15 protein-coding genes are annotated in these 15,808 nt (G+C 67.8%); 6 read left to right on the top strand and 9 right to left on the bottom strand.

The window, feature by feature from the left end:
• Window positions 1-50 precede the first annotated feature (50 nt).
• Window positions 51-857 (bottom strand): tryptophan synthase subunit alpha, encoded by an 807-nt coding sequence (trpA, locus tag ACQ5BL_RS18145; protein WP_243807107.1) that lies wholly within the window; start codon window positions 855-857, stop codon window positions 51-53.
• A complete protein-coding gene (gene trpB / locus ACQ5BL_RS18140; RefSeq protein WP_207884829.1) occupies window positions 854-2,062 on the bottom strand; it encodes a tryptophan synthase subunit beta in 1,209 nt (402 codons plus the stop codon). The genes trpA and trpB overlap by 4 nt, the downstream gene beginning before the upstream one ends.
• A 155-nt stretch (window positions 2,063-2,217) precedes the next feature.
• On the opposite strand from trpB, the gene ACQ5BL_RS18135 reads away from it, so the two are divergent.
• The 4 genes from ACQ5BL_RS18135 (at window position 2,218) to ACQ5BL_RS18120 (ending at window position 4,170) form a co-directional block, all read left to right on the top strand.
• On the top strand, window positions 2,218-3,108 hold the full coding sequence (locus ACQ5BL_RS18135; RefSeq protein WP_243807106.1) for a LysR family transcriptional regulator: 891 nt from the start codon (window positions 2,218-2,220) through the stop codon (window positions 3,106-3,108).
• A gap of 94 nt (window positions 3,109-3,202) precedes the next feature.
• On the top strand, window positions 3,203-3,418 hold the full coding sequence (locus tag ACQ5BL_RS18130; protein WP_017518905.1) for a dodecin: 216 nt from the start codon (window positions 3,203-3,205) through the stop codon (window positions 3,416-3,418).
• Between the two features lie 145 nt (window positions 3,419-3,563).
• Complete coding sequence (locus ACQ5BL_RS18125; protein ID WP_207884827.1) at window positions 3,564-3,785, top strand: DUF1161 domain-containing protein; 222 nt, start codon at window positions 3,564-3,566, stop codon at window positions 3,783-3,785.
• A gap of 148 nt (window positions 3,786-3,933) precedes the next feature.
• Window positions 3,934-4,170: a DUF1161 domain-containing protein gene (locus tag ACQ5BL_RS18120; protein ID WP_430293210.1), complete on the top strand. Its 237-nt coding sequence runs from the start codon at window positions 3,934-3,936 to the stop codon at window positions 4,168-4,170.
• Window positions 4,171-4,300: 130 nt separating this feature from the next.
• On the opposite strand, the gene ACQ5BL_RS18115 is transcribed toward ACQ5BL_RS18120, so the two are convergent.
• Both ACQ5BL_RS18115 and ACQ5BL_RS18110 read right to left on the bottom strand, forming a co-directional pair.
• Window positions 4,301-4,726, bottom strand: a complete 426-nt coding sequence (locus tag ACQ5BL_RS18115) for a hypothetical protein (protein WP_207884825.1) — start codon at window positions 4,724-4,726, stop codon at window positions 4,301-4,303.
• 62 nt (window positions 4,727-4,788) lie between these two features.
• Window positions 4,789-5,205, bottom strand: coding sequence for a hypothetical protein (locus ACQ5BL_RS18110; RefSeq protein ID WP_207884824.1), 417 nt, complete (start codon window positions 5,203-5,205; stop codon window positions 4,789-4,791).
• Window positions 5,206-5,272: 67 nt separating this feature from the next.
• Here ACQ5BL_RS18110 and ACQ5BL_RS18105 point away from each other — a divergent pair, with 67 nt between their 5' ends.
• The gene (locus ACQ5BL_RS18105) at window positions 5,273-6,364 is read left to right on the top strand and encodes an aminopeptidase (RefSeq protein WP_243807104.1); all 1,092 of its coding nucleotides are present in this window, start codon (window positions 5,273-5,275) and stop codon (window positions 6,362-6,364) included.
• Window positions 6,365-6,508: 144 nt separating this feature from the next.
• Here ACQ5BL_RS18105 and ACQ5BL_RS18100 read toward each other — a convergent pair whose 3' ends face one another.
• Together ACQ5BL_RS18100 and ACQ5BL_RS18095 are read right to left on the bottom strand one after the other, a co-directional pair.
• Window positions 6,509-8,032 (bottom strand): 3-hydroxyacyl-CoA dehydrogenase, encoded by a 1,524-nt coding sequence (locus tag ACQ5BL_RS18100; RefSeq protein ID WP_243807103.1) that lies wholly within the window; start codon window positions 8,030-8,032, stop codon window positions 6,509-6,511.
• A gap of 47 nt (window positions 8,033-8,079) precedes the next feature.
• Window positions 8,080-9,711: a long-chain-fatty-acid--CoA ligase gene (locus ACQ5BL_RS18095; protein WP_243807102.1), complete on the bottom strand. Its 1,632-nt coding sequence runs from the start codon at window positions 9,709-9,711 to the stop codon at window positions 8,080-8,082.
• 199 nt (window positions 9,712-9,910) lie between these two features.
• On the opposite strand from ACQ5BL_RS18095, the gene ACQ5BL_RS18090 reads away from it, so the two are divergent.
• On the top strand, window positions 9,911-10,696 hold the full coding sequence (locus tag ACQ5BL_RS18090; RefSeq protein WP_207884820.1) for an IclR family transcriptional regulator: 786 nt from the start codon (window positions 9,911-9,913) through the stop codon (window positions 10,694-10,696).
• A gap of 547 nt (window positions 10,697-11,243) precedes the next feature.
• On the opposite strand, the gene ACQ5BL_RS18085 is transcribed toward ACQ5BL_RS18090, so the two are convergent.
• From ACQ5BL_RS18085 to ACQ5BL_RS18075, 3 genes are read right to left on the bottom strand one after another with little or no spacing between them, the layout of a single operon-like run.
• Window positions 11,244-12,374: an acyl-CoA dehydrogenase family protein gene (locus ACQ5BL_RS18085; RefSeq protein ID WP_243807101.1), complete on the bottom strand. Its 1,131-nt coding sequence runs from the start codon at window positions 12,372-12,374 to the stop codon at window positions 11,244-11,246.
• Between the two features lie 10 nt (window positions 12,375-12,384).
• Complete coding sequence (locus ACQ5BL_RS18080; protein ID WP_243807100.1) at window positions 12,385-13,575, bottom strand: acyl-CoA dehydrogenase family protein; 1,191 nt, start codon at window positions 13,573-13,575, stop codon at window positions 12,385-12,387.
• 10 nt (window positions 13,576-13,585) lie between these two features.
• Window positions 13,586-15,679, bottom strand: a complete 2,094-nt coding sequence (locus tag ACQ5BL_RS18075) for a 3-hydroxyacyl-CoA dehydrogenase NAD-binding domain-containing protein (protein ID WP_243807099.1) — start codon at window positions 15,677-15,679, stop codon at window positions 13,586-13,588.
• Window positions 15,680-15,808: the final 129 nt, after the last annotated feature.

Genomic DNA, 15,808 nt, shown 5'->3' with positions numbered 1-15,808 from the left:
GGCCATGCCCGCGATCGCGCGCATGGCGCGCTCCTACAACGGCGCGCGACTCAGCGAGCGTTCCGCACGCCGTCGGCCAGTTCGCGGCACAGGCCGAGCACGCTCTGCACCGCGTCGGCGGAGCTGGTGGCCTCGGCGATCTTGTCGATCAGCGCCGAACCCACCACCACGCCATCGGCCAGGCGGGCGATGCTCGCCGCGTGTTCCGGGGTACGGATGCCGAAGCCGATGGACACCGGCAGGTCGGTGTGGCGGCGCAGGCGCGCCACGGCTTCCTCGACGTGGTCCAGGGTTGCCGCGCCGGCACCGGTCACGCCGGCCACCGAGACGTAGTAGACGAAGCCCGAGCTGCCGTTGAGTACGGTCGGCAGGCGCTGGTCGTCGGTGGTCGGGGTGGTCAGGCGGATGAAGTCCAGGCCGGCGGCCTGGGCCGGGTGGCAGAGGTCTTCGTTGTGCTCCGGCGGCAGGTCCACCACGATCAGGCCGTCGACGCCGGCTTCTTTCGCGTCGGCGATGAACTTGTCCACGCCGTAGTAGTGGATCGGGTTGAAGTAGCCCATCAGCACCAGCGGCGTGGTGCTGTCGTCCTGGCGGAATTCGCGGACCATCTTCAGGGTCTTGGCCAGGTTCTGGCCGTTGCCCAGGGCGCGGATGTTGGCCAGCTGGATGGCCGGGCCGTCGGCCATCGGGTCGGTGAAGGGCATGCCCAGCTCGATCACGTCGGCGCCGGCGGCCGGCAGGCCCTTGAGGATGTCCAGCGAGGTGGAGTAGCCCGGGTCGCCGGCGGTGATGAAGGTCACCAGGGCGGCGCGGTTCTGCTGTTTGAGTTCGGCGAAGCGGGTCTGCAGGCGGCTCATGCTTTCTGCTCCTGTTGCATGTGGTGCATGACGGTCTGCATGTCCTTGTCGCCACGACCGGACAGGTTCACCACCATGATGTGGTCCTTGGGCAGGTTCGGCGCGCGCTTGAAGACTTCGGCCAGCGCGTGGGAGGACTCCAGCGCGGGGATGATGCCTTCCAGGCGGCAGCACTGGTGGAAGGCTTCCAGCGCCTCGTGGTCGGTGATCGAGGTGTACTCGACGCGACCGATGTCATGCAGCCATGCGTGTTCCGGGCCGATGCCGGGGTAGTCCAGGCCGGCGGAGATGGAATGCGCGTCGATGATCTGGCCGTCCTCGTCCTGCAGCAGGAAGGTGCGGTTGCCGTGCAGCACGCCCGGCACGCCGCCGTTCAGGCTGGCCGCGTGCTTGCCGGTCTCGATGCCGTGGCCGGCGGCTTCGACGCCGACGATCGCAACGCTCTTGTCATCCAGGAACGGGTGGAACAGGCCCATGGCGTTGGAACCGCCGCCGATGCAGGCGACCAGGGAATCGGGCAGGCGCCCTTCCTTCTCGGCCAGCTGCTCGCGGGTTTCCTTGCCGATCACCGCCTGGAAGTCGCGGACCATCGCCGGATACGGGTGCGGGCCGGCCACGGTACCGATCAGGTAGAAGGTGCTGTCGACGTTGGTCACCCAGTCGCGCAGGGCTTCGTTCATCGCGTCCTTCAGGGTGCCGGTGCCGGCGGTGACCGGGATCACCTCGGCGCCCAGCAGCTTCATGCGGAACACGTTGGCCTGCTGGCGATCGATGTCGGTGGTGCCCATGTAGATCACGCATTGCAGGCCGAAGCGCGCGGCCACGGTGGCGGTGGCCACGCCGTGCATGCCGGCGCCGGTCTCGGCGATGATGCGTTTCTTGCCCATGCGCCGGGCCAGCAGGATCTGGCCGATGCAGTTGTTGATCTTGTGTGCGCCGGTGTGGTTCAGCTCTTCGCGCTTGAGATAGATCTTCGCGCCGCCGCAGTGCTCGGTCAGGCGCTCGGCGAAGTACAGCGGGCTCGGGCGGCCGACGTAGTCGCGCTGGAAGTAGGCCAGTTCCTTCTGGAACTCCGGATCGTCCTTGGCCTTCTCGTATTCGCGGGCCAGGTCGTGGATCAGCGGCATCAGGGTCTCGGCGACGTACTGGCCGCCGAAGCTGCCGAACAGGCCCTTGGCGTCGGGACCGTTGCGCAGTGTGGACATGGGAAGGCTCCTTTGTTGTAAGGGTAGGTGCCGGCTGGGGGCAATCGCGGACGGAGTCCGCTCCTACGAATGGGGCTCAGGATACGGCTGTGTGATGACGGGGAAAAGCGATAAGATCGCCACAACCTGTCAGGAAAACTCACAGATCGACCGCCATGAGCCGAGACCTTCCCCCGCTCAATGCCCTGCGTGCCTTCGAGGCCGCCGCGCGTCTGCGCGGCGTGAGCCCGGCGGCGGATGAGCTGAACGTCACCCACGGCGCGGTAAGCCGGCAGATCCGCCAGTTGGAGGAAGAACTGGGCGTCACCCTGTTCGTCAAGGACGGGCGCGGCGTAAAACTCACCGATGCCGGCCAGCGCCTGAGCGAGGTCGCCAGCGACGCCTTCGAGCGCCTGCGCAACGTCAGCGCCGAGCTGCGCCGCCAGGCTGATGGCAATGCGCCCTTCGTGCTCGGCTGTCCGGGCAGTCTGCTGGCGCGCTGGTTCATCCCCCGGCTGGACCGGCTGAACCGCGACCTGCCCGGCCTGCGCCTGCAATTGTCGGCCAGCGAAGGCGAGATCGACCCGCGCCGAGCCGGCCTCGATGCCACCCTGCATTTCGCCGAGCCGCCCTGGCCGGCGGACATGCAGGTGCACGAACTGGCGGTGGAGCGCGTCGGCCCGGTGCTCAGCCCACGCTATTCGCGCTTCGCCGAACTCTGCGCGGCACCCGCCACCGCGCTGCTGGGCGAGTCGCTGCTGTACACCAGCTCGCGCCCGCAGGCATGGCCGGCATGGGCAACCAATACCGGCCTGGACGCTGGCGCCCTGCGGCTCGGGCAGGGTTTCGAGCACCTCTACTACCTGCTGGAGGCGGCGGTGGCCGGCCTGGGCGTGGCCATCGCGCCGCAGCAGGTGGTGGCCGACGACCTCGCCGCCGGCCGCCTGGCCGCGCCCTGGGGCTTCGTCGAAACCCGTGCGCGGCTGGCGCTGTGGGTGCCCGCGCGCCTGCCGGACCGGCGCGCCGCGCTGCTGGCGGAGTGGCTGCGCGGTGAGCTGAACGTCTGAGCCTGCGGTTTGCCCTGAGTCCACCCCTCTACTAGTGTCCTAGGAAGGCGCTGGCGCACTGCCTGTGCGGCGCGACGAACACAGGAGAATGGGCATGTCGAATCATCACACCTACAAGAAGATCGAGCTGGTCGGCTCCTCGCGCACCAGCATCGAGGACGCCATCAACAATGCCCTGGCCGAGGCGGCCAAGAGCATCGACTTCCTGGAGTGGTTCGAGGTGGTGGACACCCGTGGACACATCGAGAACGGCGCGGTCGGTCACTACCAGGTGACCATCAAGGTCGGCTTCCGGATTGCCAACAGCTAAGGCTGCCCGGAACACCACGCGCGACCCTCGGACGTTTGTCATGCGTGCCTGCGATGCTTGCGGCGCGCCTTGAGCGGTGCACCGGGCTTGCCCGGTTTTCGGCCCGGCTGGGCCTTTTCATGTGAATGGCGAGGGAGCGTTAACGATGAAGAAGTTTCTGTTGGCCGTGGGGGTCTTCGCACTGGCGGGCAATGTCCTGGCCGCCGGCAAACCGTGCGAGGAACTGAAAGCGGAGATCGACGCGAAGCTCAAAGCCAAGGGCGTCACCTCCTACACGCTGGAGATCGTCGACAAGGGCAGCGCCACCGACAAGAAGGTGGTGGGCACCTGCGACGGCGGCACGAAGGAAATCGTCTACTCGAAGTAAGGCTTTCGCAGTGGATGAGCGGCCGGGCGCCCGCAAGGGCCCCGGCCTTTTTCATGCTGCCCGCGCCGGGCACTCTGTCGCCGGGCGGTGGTCCACCGTTAGGATAAAGACGCCCCGCGTTGGGGTATGACGAGGGAATGCGATGACGATGAATTGGGCCGTGGCGACAAGCGTGGCGCTGCTGCTGGCGACGCCGGCGAGCTGGGCGGCAACCAAGCCGTGCGAGGAACTCAAGGCGGAGATCGAGACCAAGATCCAGGCCGCCGGGGTGACGTCCTACACCCTGGAGATCGTGGACAAGTCCGAGGTGAAGGACCCGAACATGGTGGTCGGTACCTGCGACGGCGGGAAGCGGCGGATCATCTACCAGAAGAACGACAGCTGAGTTTCCCCTCGTGCCGGGCTGGCACGACGGCTCGACCGTAGGAGCGCGCCATGCGCGCGAATCGCGGGCGTGGCCCGCTCCTACAGGGGGCGCAGCACTTCCGTCCTGCGAGTTCGTCAGGCTGTTAGAACTAGAACAACCCGCAATTCACCGGCCCCTGGAAATCCGTCTTCGCCACCAGCTTCCCGCTGGCGTCGGTCAGCAGCGCCAGGGCGCTGCGCAGTTGCGGGCGCAGCTCCAGGCGGTAGCGCTGGCCGGCGGCGAAGTCGTCGTAGCTCACCTTGACCCGGCAGGTCAGTTCCGCGGGCTCGTTGTTCATGCCCATGCCGCCGCCGGAGGGGATTTCGTACTGGAAGCGCACCACCAGGTCATGGTGCCCGGGCGTCACCTGGTAATAACGCCCGTCGTTGACCGACTTGCCGTCCAGCCGCTCGGCCATCAGCGTCTTGCCGGCCGTGGTGTAGAGGTCGATCCAGGCCATCTGCGGGTCGTGGGCGGGCAGCGGGCCGGCGCAGCCGCCCAGCAGGGCGAGCGCGAAGAGCAGACACAGGCGCATGACGGTTCACCGTGGCGAAGGACTTGTCGCCACAGCATAACCTGCAAGCCTGTGCAGCGACGTCAGGCGCTGTCGCAGCCGCGTTCGCGGCCCCGGGCGATCTCGTTGGATTGCCCGTCATACAGCTTGGCCCAGGGGCGGAAGCCGATGCTGCCGGTCTCCAGGCGATAACGCTGGCCGGCGGCGAAATCCTTGTACTTCACCGTCATCTCGCAATTGCGCCACAGGCTCTGGTCCACCGGACCGATGTCCACCGGCTCGACCTGGAACTGGAAGCGCACGCGCAGCTCGTGCTGGCCCGGATCGACCTCGAAGTAGCGCGAGCTGGGCCATTCCTTGTCGTCGACCTGGGTGGCCGCCAGGTCGCTCTGGCTGTTGGTGTCCAGGTCGATCCATGCGCGGTTGGGGTCCGGTTGTGGCATCAGCATGGCGCAGCCGCTCAGGGTGAGCAGGCTGATGGCAGTGAGAAGGGCGCGCATCGGGGGGACTCCTGGGTAGGTTGCGTCGTGCCAGCGGGCGGACCAGGCGCTGTGCTATGTTCCGCGCATGCCCTTCCGCCTTCTTATCCCGACACTCGACCGCCGCCTGTGCCGCTGGGTTCCCTGCCTGGCGATCTGGGCGCTGAGCGGTTGTTCCACGGTGGGTTATTACGGGCAGTTGGCCGACGGCCAGCTGCGCCTGCTGGCCGCCCGCGAACCGGTGTCCGAGGTGGTCGCCGACCCCGCCCGCGACCCGGTGCTGCGCCGGCGCCTGGAGCAGTCCCAGGAGGCGCGCGCCTTCGCCAGCGCCGCGCTGGGCCTGCCGGACAACGGCAGCTACCGCCTCTATGCGGATATCCATAGGCCCAACGTGGTGTGGAACGTCTTCGCCACCCCGGAGCTGTCATTGCGGCCGGTCACCCATTGCTTCCCCATCGCCGGCTGCGTGGCCTACCGCGGCTACTACGGCGAGGCGGGCGCCCAGGGCGAGGCGAAGCGGCTGAAGGATGACGGAATGGACGTCTATGTCGGCGGTGTGGAGGCCTACTCGACCCTCGGCTGGTTCGACGACCCGATCCTCAGCAGCATGCTGCGCTGGGGCGACCAGCGCCTGGCCGAGACCATCTTCCACGAGCTGGCGCACCAGAAGTTCTACCTGCCGGGCGACACCGCCTTCAACGAATCCTTTGCCTCCTTCGTCGAGGCCGAGGGCGGCCGCCGCTGGCGTGCCGCGCGCGGCCTGGCGGAGGAATCTCCGCAGCTCGCCGGGCAGCGCAAGCGCTTCACCGAACTGGTGCTCGAGACCCGCAAGCGCCTGCACAAGCTCTACGCCAGCCCGCTCAGCGACGCCGAAAAGCGCGCCGGCAAGGCGGCGGAATTCGAGCGGCTGCGCCGTGAGTACCGCGACCTGTGCGAGCACGAATGGGGCGGCAAGGCGCCGTTCGACAATTGGGTCAACGGCCCGCTGAACAACGCCAAGCTGCTGCCCTTCGGGCTTTATGACCAGTGGGTGCCCGCCTTCGCCGCGCTGTTCGCCCAGGTGGGCGGCAACTGGCCGGCGTTCTATGCGCGAGTGGAGAAGCTCGGCGCGATGCCGCCGGCACAGCGCACGGCGGCGTTGGAGAAGCTGATGGCGGGCGGGTTCGTCAGCTTCCGGTGAGTCCTTTGCCGGAGTTGGTTCGCGAGCAAGCTCGCTCCTACGAAAAGCTGCCCGGCACTGGCCTGTAGGAGCGAGCTTGCTCGCGAACCGCCCAGCGCCGGTCTCCCCTGTAGGAGCGGGAGCGTTTCTACAGGCCCTAGCGTGTCACTCCGCGCGATCAGGGCTATGCAACGGCAAATCCAGCTGCACCCGCCGCCGCAACCACGGGCTCGGCCGGTAGCGCGCCTCGCCGTAGCAGGCCTGCAGGCCCTGGAGAATGGTGAGGATGCGCGCCGCGCCGTAGTGCTCGCCGAAACCCAGCGGGCCGAAGGGATAGCCCAGCGCCAGTTGTACCGCGCGGTCCAGCGTCACCGGACTGGCGATACCGCGCTGGGCGATCTCGCAGCCCAGGTTGACGATCCCGGCGACCACCCGCTGGCTGATGAAGCCCGGCGAATCGTTGATCACCTCCACCGGCACGCCGTCGCTGCCCAGCGCCTGGCGGGCCTGGATTTCCAGTTTCGGGTCGAGGGCGGGCTGGCGCATCAGCACGCGGCGGCGGTCCAGGTCGGTGAAGGTCTCCAGCGCGAGGCTGCGCTCGGGCGGCAGGCCCAGGGCGTCGATGCGGGTACTGGCGTCGGTCCCCAGCGGGGTGACCAGGCAGATGGCGCGGGACGACGGCGCTTCACTGGTTTCCAGTACCACGCCGCCCTGGGTCAGGATCGCGGCGATGCGGTGGCGCAACTCCGGGTCCTGGCTGTCGAGCCAGTACGGGCGGTTCAGCAACACTGGCTCCGGTGGCACCTCCACTTCGTGCAGCGGCTGGCCATCGCGGTAGCGGTAGAAGCCCTCGCCGCTCTTGCGCCCGAGCAGGCCGCCGGCGACGCGCTGGGCGGCCAGGGTCGACGGCGTGTAGCGCGGGTCCTGGTAGAACTGCTGGTAGAGCGACTCCATCACCGCGTGGGAAATGTCCAGGCCGGTCAGATCGAGCAGCTCGAACGGCCCCATGCGAAAGCCCACGCCGTCGCGCAGGATGCGGTCGACCTGCGCCGGGGTGGCGATGCCTTCGCCGAGGATGCGCAGCGCCTCGGTGCTGAAGGCGCGGCCGGCGTGATTGACGATGAAGCCGGGGCTGTCCGGCGATACCGCCGGGAAGTGCCCGGCCTGCTCCGCCAGGCGGCTCAGGCGGCGCACCACCGATTCGCTGGTGCGCTGGCCGCGCACCACTTCGACGATGCGCATCAGTGTCACCGGGTTGAAGAAGTGGAAGCCGGCGACCCGCTCCGGGTGCTGGCAGCGCGCGGCGATGCGGGTGACCGAGAGCGACGAGGTGTTGCTCGCCAGCACGGCATCCGGCGCCACCCGTTTTTCCAGCTCGGCGAGCAGCGCCTGTTTGGCGCCGAGGTCCTCGATGATGGCTTCGATCAGCAGGTCGCAGTCGGCCAGTTCGTCCAGGCTGCGGGTCGGCAACAGGCGCTGCATCGTTCCGCTCAACGCGTCGGGGCTGAGCTTGCCCTTGGCCACCGAGCGCTCCAGCAACTCGCGGTTGAAGGCCAGCGCCTGCTCCACGGTCTGCGGGTTGCTGTCGTACAGGCGCACCGGCAGGCCGGCGGCGGCGAACAGCTGGGCGATGCCTCGGCCCATGGCGCCGGCACCGATCACGCCGATGCGGTTGAAGGACTCGGTCATGCTGCGGGTCTCATCGTGCGTACCTGCTTCAACCATAGACGCTGCGCTCATGCCGTGGTTCTCCGGGCCAGTTCCAGGTCGCGCAGCTGGCGGCGCAGCAACTTGCCGACGGCGGTCTTGGGCAACTCCTCAAGCACCTCGACGAAGCTTGGCACCTTGTAGCCGGTGAGGTGCTCGCGGCAGTGAGCGATGATCGCCGCCGCATCGAGCGCGGGGTCGCGCAGGCTGACGAACAGCTTCACCGCTTCGCCCTTGCGCGCGTCCGGCACGCCGATGGCCACGCATTCGCGCACACCGGGATGGCGCATCACCGCGTCTTCCACTTCGTTGGGGAACACGTTGAAGCCCGAGACCAGGATCATGTCCTTCTTTCGGTCGACGATCTTCAGCATGCCGTCGGCATCCAGTTCGGCGATGTCGCCGGTCTTCAGCCAGCCGTCTTCGGTCAGCACCTGGGCGCTCTCCTCCGGGCGCTGCCAGTAGCCCTGCATCACCTGCGGGCCGCGCAGCCACAGCTCGCCGGGCTGGTCGGGGCCGGTGTCGTTGCCCTCCTCGTCCACGGTGCGCAGCTCGGTGTCCACCAGCGCCTGCCCGACGTAGCCCTCGCGGTACGGGCTCAGCAGGGTGCCGGTGGAGACTACGGGCGACGCCTCGGTCAGCCCGAAGCCTTCGCGCACCGGCGCGCCGGTCAGTTCTTCCCAGCGCCGGCCGACTTCGCGGTTCAGCGGCGCGCCGCCGGAGGTCACCCATTTGAGGTGGCTGAAGTCGATGCTGGCAAAGTCCGGGTGGTTCATCAGGCCGACGAACAGGGTGTTGATCCCGCTCATCAGGGTGAAGGGGTAACGGCGCATGGCGCCGATGATCTCGTCGAGGTTGCGGCCGTCGCGGATGAACACCGTGTGCAGGCCCATGCCCACCGAGGACAGCAGGTTCGTGGCGAACGCCATGATGTGATAGAGCGGCAGCGGCGCGATGCGCATGTCGGTGGCCGGCTCCAGCAGGCCGGGACGCAGGAACAGTTCGAGGGTCTGCACGACGTTGGCGAGCAGGCTGCGGTGGCTGAGCATGGCGCCCTTGGAGACGCCCGTGGTGCCGCCGGTGTACTGCAGCAGCGCGAGGCGGTCCAGTCCGGGCTCGGCGTCCAGCGGCGGTGCGTCGGCGCCCAGGCGCAGGGCCTGCTGGAAGCGCGTGCAATCGGCTTCGTCGCTGTCGAACTGTGGGTGCTCGATATCGTCGATGGAAGTCAGCAGTACCTGCCGCACCGCGCTGTGTGTCTGCACGCCGCGCAGCAGCGGCAGCAGGCGGTCGAGCAGCAGGACGGCGCTGGCGCCGGAGTCGGCCAGCTGGTGGCGTAGTTCGCTGGCGGTGTACTGGGGGTTGGTATTCACCAGCACCACCCCGGCCTTCAGCGCGCCGAAGGTGGCGATGGGGTACTGCAGGGAGTTGGGCAGCATCAACGCCAGGCGCTCGCCGGGTTGCAGGCCGGCGTGGTGGCGCAGGTAGCGGGCGAAGGCGTCGGCCTGGCGCTCCAGCTCGGCGAAGCTCAGGTGGCTGTCGCCACAGGAGAAGGCGAGGCGTTCGGGAAACTCGCGACAGGCGTCGCGCAGCAGGTCGTGGAGGTTCCCGTAGCCGTGTCGGGCGATCTCACGGGCTACGTATCCGGTCGGTTGAGCGGGCATCGACTTCTCCGTACTTTTTCTCTGAGCCTTGAATTATTGTTCTGCACAGCGAAACAGTGTGTCGAAATCGATGGTATGCGATAGGCTGACGCGACGCAACGAGCAGGTTCGGGACCGCTGCGGGAAATGCAGCCGATCTGCTATCGTTCGCCCGCGCCGCCAGCGGCGCCCGTCAACAGGATTTCCCCGCCGAGGCCCCATGAGCGACGACGTCGAAGACAGCAGCAACCCCAAGGACCGCAAGTTCGTCGAGGCCCTCGCCCGCGGGCTGGACGTGCTGCGCGCCTTCACCCACGGCTCGGTGGTGCTCGGCAACCAGGAAATCTCGCGGATCACCGGGCTGCCCAAGCCCACCGTGTCGCGCATGACCTACACCCTGACCAAGCTGGGCTACCTCTGCTACTCGCAGCAGCACGAGAAGTACCAGCTGGATTCCGGCGTGCTGGCGCTGGGGTATGCCTACGTGTCCAACCTGCGGGTGCGCCAGCTGGCCAAGCCATACATGGACGCCTTCGCCCGCCGCACCAACACCACGGTCGGCCTGACCTGCCGTGACTGGCTGTCGATGATCTACGTGGAGAACTGCCGCCCGCCGGAAGCCACCTCGCTGCGTATGGACGCCGGTGTGCGTCTGCCGCTGGCGACTACCGCCGCTGGCCGCGCTTACCTCGCCGCGACGCCGGAGCAGGAGCGTGAGCATCTGCTGTCGGCGCTGGAAGCGCGCCATGAAGGCGACTGGAGCGTGATGCGCGAGTCGTTGGAGGCTTCGTTCGAGGAATACCGCCAGCATGGGTTCTGCCTGTCCCTGGGCGACTGGGACCGCAACGTGCGCGCGGCCGGCGTGCCGCTGCGTCTGGCGGATGGCGGGCTGATGGCGCTGACCTGCGGGGCGCCGTCGTTCCAGCTCAGCGAGGAGACGCTACGCGGCTCGCTGGCCCATGAGCTGGAGATGCTGGCGCGGGATATCGAGAGCCTCGGGGCCTGATATTCCCTGACCGGGAGAGCGGCTTTCGTAGGAGCGAGGGGGGTGCCTAGCTCTTCTCCGCGAAATCCATCGCGGCTGACTCGGTGTTCTATGTGAACGCCTGCCTTATGCGCCCGCGTAGGAGCGGACTTCGTCCGCGATGTGTCTGCCTCACGCCTTGTTTCCCGCATCGCTTCGGCGTGCGCGCGGGCTTCTTGTTTCGCCCCCTCGGGCGAGTCACTTCTTCCAAACGCCGAAGAAGTAACCAAGAAGGCTCGCCCCTGCATCCGGGTCCCGCTTCGCGGGACTCCCCTCGCTCCATCGAAGTTTCAGGGGCACGCGTCGACGGGCCATCCCTGGCCCGACGACGCTCTCGCGGCATCCATGCCGCTCAACCCCTGAAACTCCGATTCCACTCGGCCTCCTGAAGGGGCGCTCCGGTGTGTGCGGAAGTTTCTCTGGAAGTCGATTTTTGTAGGAGCGAGCTTGCTCGCGAACGGATTCACCGGCGACTACGGCGCTGGGCGGTTCGCGAGCAAGCTCGCTCCTACAAGGGCCGGCAAGCGTCTCAGGCGACTTCCATCAAACCCGCATACACCTTCAAATGATGATCATCGTCCCCCAGCTGATGGCTAAGCATCACCAGCCGCTTGGCGTGATGCGCCAGCACGTATTCCCAGGTCATGCCGATGCCGCCGTGCAACTGGATTGCCTGCTCGGCCACGTAGCGCGCGGCGCGGGTGACGATGAACTTGGCGGCGGCCAGGGTGCGGCTGCGCTCGGTGCTGTCGGGCTGGTCGGCGACGCAGGCGGCGAGGATCGCCATGCTGGTGGCCTGCTCCAGTTCGCTGCGCATGTCCACCATGCGGTGCTGCAGCACCTGGAACTTGCCGATGGGGATGCCGAACTGCTTGCGCGTCTTGAGGTAGTCCAGGGTCAGCGCGCAGGCTTCCTGCAGGCTGCCGAGGGCCTCGGCGCACTGCGCGGCAATGGCGCGTCCCTGTTGATAACGCAGCGCCGGCAGCGCCTCGCCCGGCGTGCCGATGGCTTCTCCGACAGCGCCATCGAGGAACAGCTCGCAGGCGCGCTGGCCGTCCACCGTCGGGTACTCGCGGCGGCCCACGCCGGGCTGCTGCGGATCGATCAGGAACATGCCGATGCCCGCCTCGTCCCGCGCATTGCCCGAGATCCGCGCCGAGACCAGGATCGCCGTGGCGCTCTGCCCGCCGATCACCACCGCCTTGCGCCCGCTCAGCTTCCAGCTGTTGCCGGCCTGCTCCGCGCGGGTCTGCACGTCGTGCAGCTGGTAGTGGCTCTGCGGCTCTTCCAGCGCGACCGCCAGTTGTGCTTCGCCGCTGGCGATGCGCGGCAGCCAGTGGTCTTTCTGCGCGTCGCTGCCCAGCTGGGCGATCAGCCCGCCGCCGTGCACCACCGATTGCAGGTAGGGCTCCAGGCACAGGCCGCGGCCCAGTTCGGTGAGCACCAGCATGCTCTCGACGCCGCCGCCGAAGCCGCCGTAGGCCTCCGGCAGCGACACCGAGGTCAGCCCCAGCTCGCCGAGCTGGCGCCAGAACTCGGCGCTATAACCCAGCTCGGAGCGGCTGAAACCCTCGCGCTTGTCGAACGGATATGCGTCGCGGACCAGGCGGGCCGCGGTGTCCTGCAGCATCTGCTGCTCTTCGCTCAGTTTGAAGTCCATGGTCCTGGCCTCACAGCTCGAGAATCATCTTGGAGACGATGTTCTTCTGGATTTCGTTGGAGCCGCCGAAGATCGACAGCTTGCGCAGGTTGAAGTACTGGCTGGCCGGTGCAGCCGAATAGTCGGCGTGCAGCGGCTCGGCGCCCAGCTCGAACTCGTCCTCGATGAAGGGCAGCGCGTAGGGGCCGAGCACCTTGCGCAGCAAGTGGCTGATCGCCTGGCGGATCTCCGTGCCCTTCACTTTCAGGATCGAACTCTCGGCGCCCGGTACGCCGCCTTCGCGGGCGGCGGCGAGGATGCGCAGGGTGCTCATCTCGATGGCCATCAGCTGCATCTCCACCTCCGCCACCTGGGCGCGGAACAGCGGGTCCTCGATCATCGGCTTGCCGTCGCACAGCTCGCGGCTGGCGACCTGCTTCAGGTGGGCGAGCACCGCCTTGGATGCGCCGATGCCGGCCAGCCCGGTGCGCTCGTAGGTCAGCAGGTACTTGGCGCAGGTCCAGCCTTCGTTCTCGCGGCCGACGAGGTTCTCGAGCGGTACGCGCACGTTGTCGAAGAACACCTCGTTGACCTCGTGCTCGCCGTCCAGGGTGATGATCGGGCGCACGGTGATGCCGGGGCTCTGCATGTCGATCAGCAGGAAGCTGATGCCGCGCTGCTGCTGTGCCTCGGGGTCGGTGCGCACCAGGCAGAAGATCCAATCCGCGTGCTGGCCGAGGGTGGTCCAGGTCTTCTGGCCGTTCACCACGTAGTGGTCGCCGTCGCGCACGGCGCGGGTCTTCAGCGAGGCGAGGTCGGAGCCGGCGCCGGGCTCGGAGTAGCCCTGGCACCACCAGTCGGTGCCGTCGAGGATGCGCGGCAGGTAGTGCGCCTGCTGTTCGGGCGTGCCGAACCTGATGATCACCGGGGCGACCATGTTGACGCCGAAGGGGATGGTGCGCGGCGCGCCGAATGCGGCGCATTCCTCCTCGAAGATGTGCTTCTGCACGGCGTTCCAGCCGGTGCCGCCGAACTCCTCCGGCCAGTGCGTGGCGTACCAGCCCTGCTCGGCGAGCACGCGCTGCCAGCGCTGGTGGTCGGCCTTGGTCAGGTGTTTGCCCAGGCGCACCTTGGCGGCGATGTCCTTGGGCAGCTTGGTTTCCAGGAAATGGCGGACTTCATCGCGGAACGCCAGTTCGTCGGGGGTGAAATGGATGTCCATGGCGGGTCCTCTACAGATCGGCGAAGCGGCGGCCTTCGGCCACCAGGCGTTCGAGCAGTGGTGCGGGCTGCCACCAGGCGCCGAGGCGCTGGTGGAACTCGCGGATTCGTTCGAGTACGTGCGCAAGGCCGACGCTGTCGGCATGGAACAGCGGGCCGCCGCGCCAGGCGGGGAAGCCGTAGCCGTTGAGGAAGATCACGTCGACGTCGCTGGCGCGCTGGGCGATGCCCTCGTCGAGAATCTGGGCGGCCTCGTTGACCAATGCATAGATGCAGCGCTCGACGATCTCTTCATCGCTGACCGGTGCACGGGTGATGCCGCGTTCGGCGGCGGCCTGTTCCAGCATGGCCGGCAGCGCCGGGTTGTCCTGCGCGGCGCGGCCGCCTTCGCCGTAGTGGTAGAAGCCGGTGCCGGTCTTTTGCCCAAGCATGCCGGCGGCGATCAGGTGGTCGAGCACCCGGGGCAAGGTCTGGCCCGGCTTGAGGTTCGGTCGCTGCCGCGAGCGGATCGCGTGACTGATGTCCAGGCCGGACAGGTCGCGCACCGCCAGCGGCCCCATGGCCATGCCGAAAGTGCGCAGCGCGCGGTCCACCTGTGCGGGCGTGGCGCCCTCCTCCAGGAGGAATTCGGCCTGGCGGCCGTACGGGAAGATCATGCGGTTGCCGACGAAGCCGTCGCACACGCCGACCACCACCGCGACCTTCTTCAGGCGCTTGCCCAGCTGCATGGCGGTGGCCAGCACGGCATCCGAGGTGGCTTTGCCGCGCACCACTTCAAGCAGGCGCATGACGTTGGCCGGGCTGAAGAAGTGCAGGCCGACCACGTCCTGCGGCCGCTTCGTGAAGGCGGCGATTTCGTCGAGGTCCAGCGATGAGGTGTTGCTGGCGAGAATCGCGCCGGGTTTGCAGACCGCGTCCAGTCGTTCGAAGACCTGGCGCTTCACCTCCAGGCTCTCGAACACGGCTTCGACCACCACGTCGGCATCGCCCAGGGCGGCGTAGTCGAGCACGCCGCTGATCAGGCCCATGCGCCGCTCCATCTCCTCGGCGCCCAGACTGCCGCGCGCCACGCTGGCGGCGTACAGGCTGCGGGCGCGGTCGAGGCCGCGTTGCAGGGCCTCTTCGTTCACTTCCAATAGTTGCACGGGAATGCCGGCGTTGGCGAAGCACAGCAGGATGCCGACGCCCATGGTGCCGCCACCGATGACGGCGGCGCGGCGGATTTCCCGTGGCTGCACCTCGGCGGCCAGCCCGTCGACCCGTGCGGCTTCGCGCTCGGCGAAGAAGGCGTGGATCAGCGCGGCGCGTTGCGGCGATTCCATGCATTGCAGGAACAACTCGCGCTCGCGCGCCAGGCCTTCGCCCAGCGGCAACTGCGTCGCCGCTTCCACCGCGTCGACGCAGCGCAGCGGGGAGAACTGACTGGGCAGGCGCTTCTGCACGTCGCCGCGCTTGTGGGCAATCAGCTCGGCGAGGCCGCTTTCCTGCACGCGCTCGTTGCGCTCGCCGGTGCGGCGCGAGCCCTTGCCGTCCGCCAGTAGGCGCTGGGCGAAGGCCAGGCCGGCTTCGATGAGATCACCGTCGAACAGTTCATCGACGATGCCGTTGTCGAAGGCCTCGGTTGCTCGGATCGGCGCGCCGGAGACGATCATCTCCAGGGCCTTTTTCACACCCGCCAGGCGCGGCAGGCGCTGAGTGCCGCCGGCGCCGGGCAGCAGGCCGAGCTTCACTTCCGGCAGGCCGACCTGGGCGTCGCGGCGGGCGATGCGGTAATGGCAGGCCAGAGCGACTTCCAGGCCGCCGCCCAGGGCGGTGCCGTGGATCACGGCGACGCTGGGCTTGCTGGAGGCTTCGATGGCTTCGATCACCTCCGATAGCAAGGGCGCCTGCGGCGGCTTGCCGAACTCACGGATATCCGCACCGGCCATGAAGGTGCGCCCGGCACACACCAGCATCACCGCGCGTACCTGCGGATCGGCCTCGGCCTGCTGGAAGGCTTTGAGCAGCCCGGCCCGGACGGATTGTCCAAGGGCGTTCACCGGTGGGCTGTCGACCGTGACCAGAGCGATCTCGCCCCGGCGTTCGTGTTGTACCGCCTCTGACATGCTGAGCTCCGCTATTGATTTGTTTTAACGGAATAGTGTTTCGCTGTGCAGAATACGATGGTCGTTTTTTCTTGTCGAGTAGGTGGCCCCGTGCTTTTTGTAGAACCGAGGGAGATGCCCGGAGGCAGA

This window comes from Pseudomonas sp. B1-22 (genome assembly GCF_050474425.1).
Taxonomy (GTDB): Bacteria; Pseudomonadota; Gammaproteobacteria; order Pseudomonadales; family Pseudomonadaceae; genus Pseudomonas.
Note: the sequence above shows the minus strand (reverse complement) of the source record. Positions and strands in the feature narration are given on the sequence as shown.

Excerpts from the sequence above, each read along its gene's own strand:
- trpA (WP_243807107.1), bottom strand. The coding sequence starts at position 857 with ATGAGCCGCCTGCAGACCCGCTTCGCCGAACTCAAACAGCAGAACCGC.
- trpB (WP_207884829.1), bottom strand. The coding sequence starts at position 2,062 with ATGTCCACACTGCGCAACGGTCCCGACGCCAAGGGCCTGTTCGGCAGC.
- ACQ5BL_RS18135 (WP_243807106.1), top strand. The coding sequence starts at position 2,218 with ATGAGCCGAGACCTTCCCCCGCTCAATGCCCTGCGTGCCTTCGAGGCC.
- ACQ5BL_RS18130 (WP_017518905.1), top strand. The coding sequence starts at position 3,203 with ATGTCGAATCATCACACCTACAAGAAGATCGAGCTGGTCGGCTCCTCG.
- ACQ5BL_RS18125 (WP_207884827.1), top strand. The coding sequence starts at position 3,564 with ATGAAGAAGTTTCTGTTGGCCGTGGGGGTCTTCGCACTGGCGGGCAAT.
- ACQ5BL_RS18120 (WP_430293210.1), top strand. The coding sequence starts at position 3,934 with ATGAATTGGGCCGTGGCGACAAGCGTGGCGCTGCTGCTGGCGACGCCG.
- ACQ5BL_RS18115 (WP_207884825.1), bottom strand. The coding sequence starts at position 4,726 with ATGCGCCTGTGTCTGCTCTTCGCGCTCGCCCTGCTGGGCGGCTGCGCC.
- ACQ5BL_RS18110 (WP_207884824.1), bottom strand. The coding sequence starts at position 5,205 with ATGCGCGCCCTTCTCACTGCCATCAGCCTGCTCACCCTGAGCGGCTGC.
- ACQ5BL_RS18105 (WP_243807104.1), top strand. The coding sequence starts at position 5,273 with ATGCCCTTCCGCCTTCTTATCCCGACACTCGACCGCCGCCTGTGCCGC.
- ACQ5BL_RS18100 (WP_243807103.1), bottom strand. The coding sequence starts at position 8,032 with ATGACCGAGTCCTTCAACCGCATCGGCGTGATCGGTGCCGGCGCCATG.
- ACQ5BL_RS18095 (WP_243807102.1), bottom strand. The coding sequence starts at position 9,711 with ATGCCCGCTCAACCGACCGGATACGTAGCCCGTGAGATCGCCCGACAC.
- ACQ5BL_RS18090 (WP_207884820.1), top strand. The coding sequence starts at position 9,911 with ATGAGCGACGACGTCGAAGACAGCAGCAACCCCAAGGACCGCAAGTTC.
- ACQ5BL_RS18085 (WP_243807101.1), bottom strand. The coding sequence starts at position 12,374 with ATGGACTTCAAACTGAGCGAAGAGCAGCAGATGCTGCAGGACACCGCG.
- ACQ5BL_RS18080 (WP_243807100.1), bottom strand. The coding sequence starts at position 13,575 with ATGGACATCCATTTCACCCCCGACGAACTGGCGTTCCGCGATGAAGTC.
- ACQ5BL_RS18075 (WP_243807099.1), bottom strand. The coding sequence starts at position 15,679 with ATGTCAGAGGCGGTACAACACGAACGCCGGGGCGAGATCGCTCTGGTC.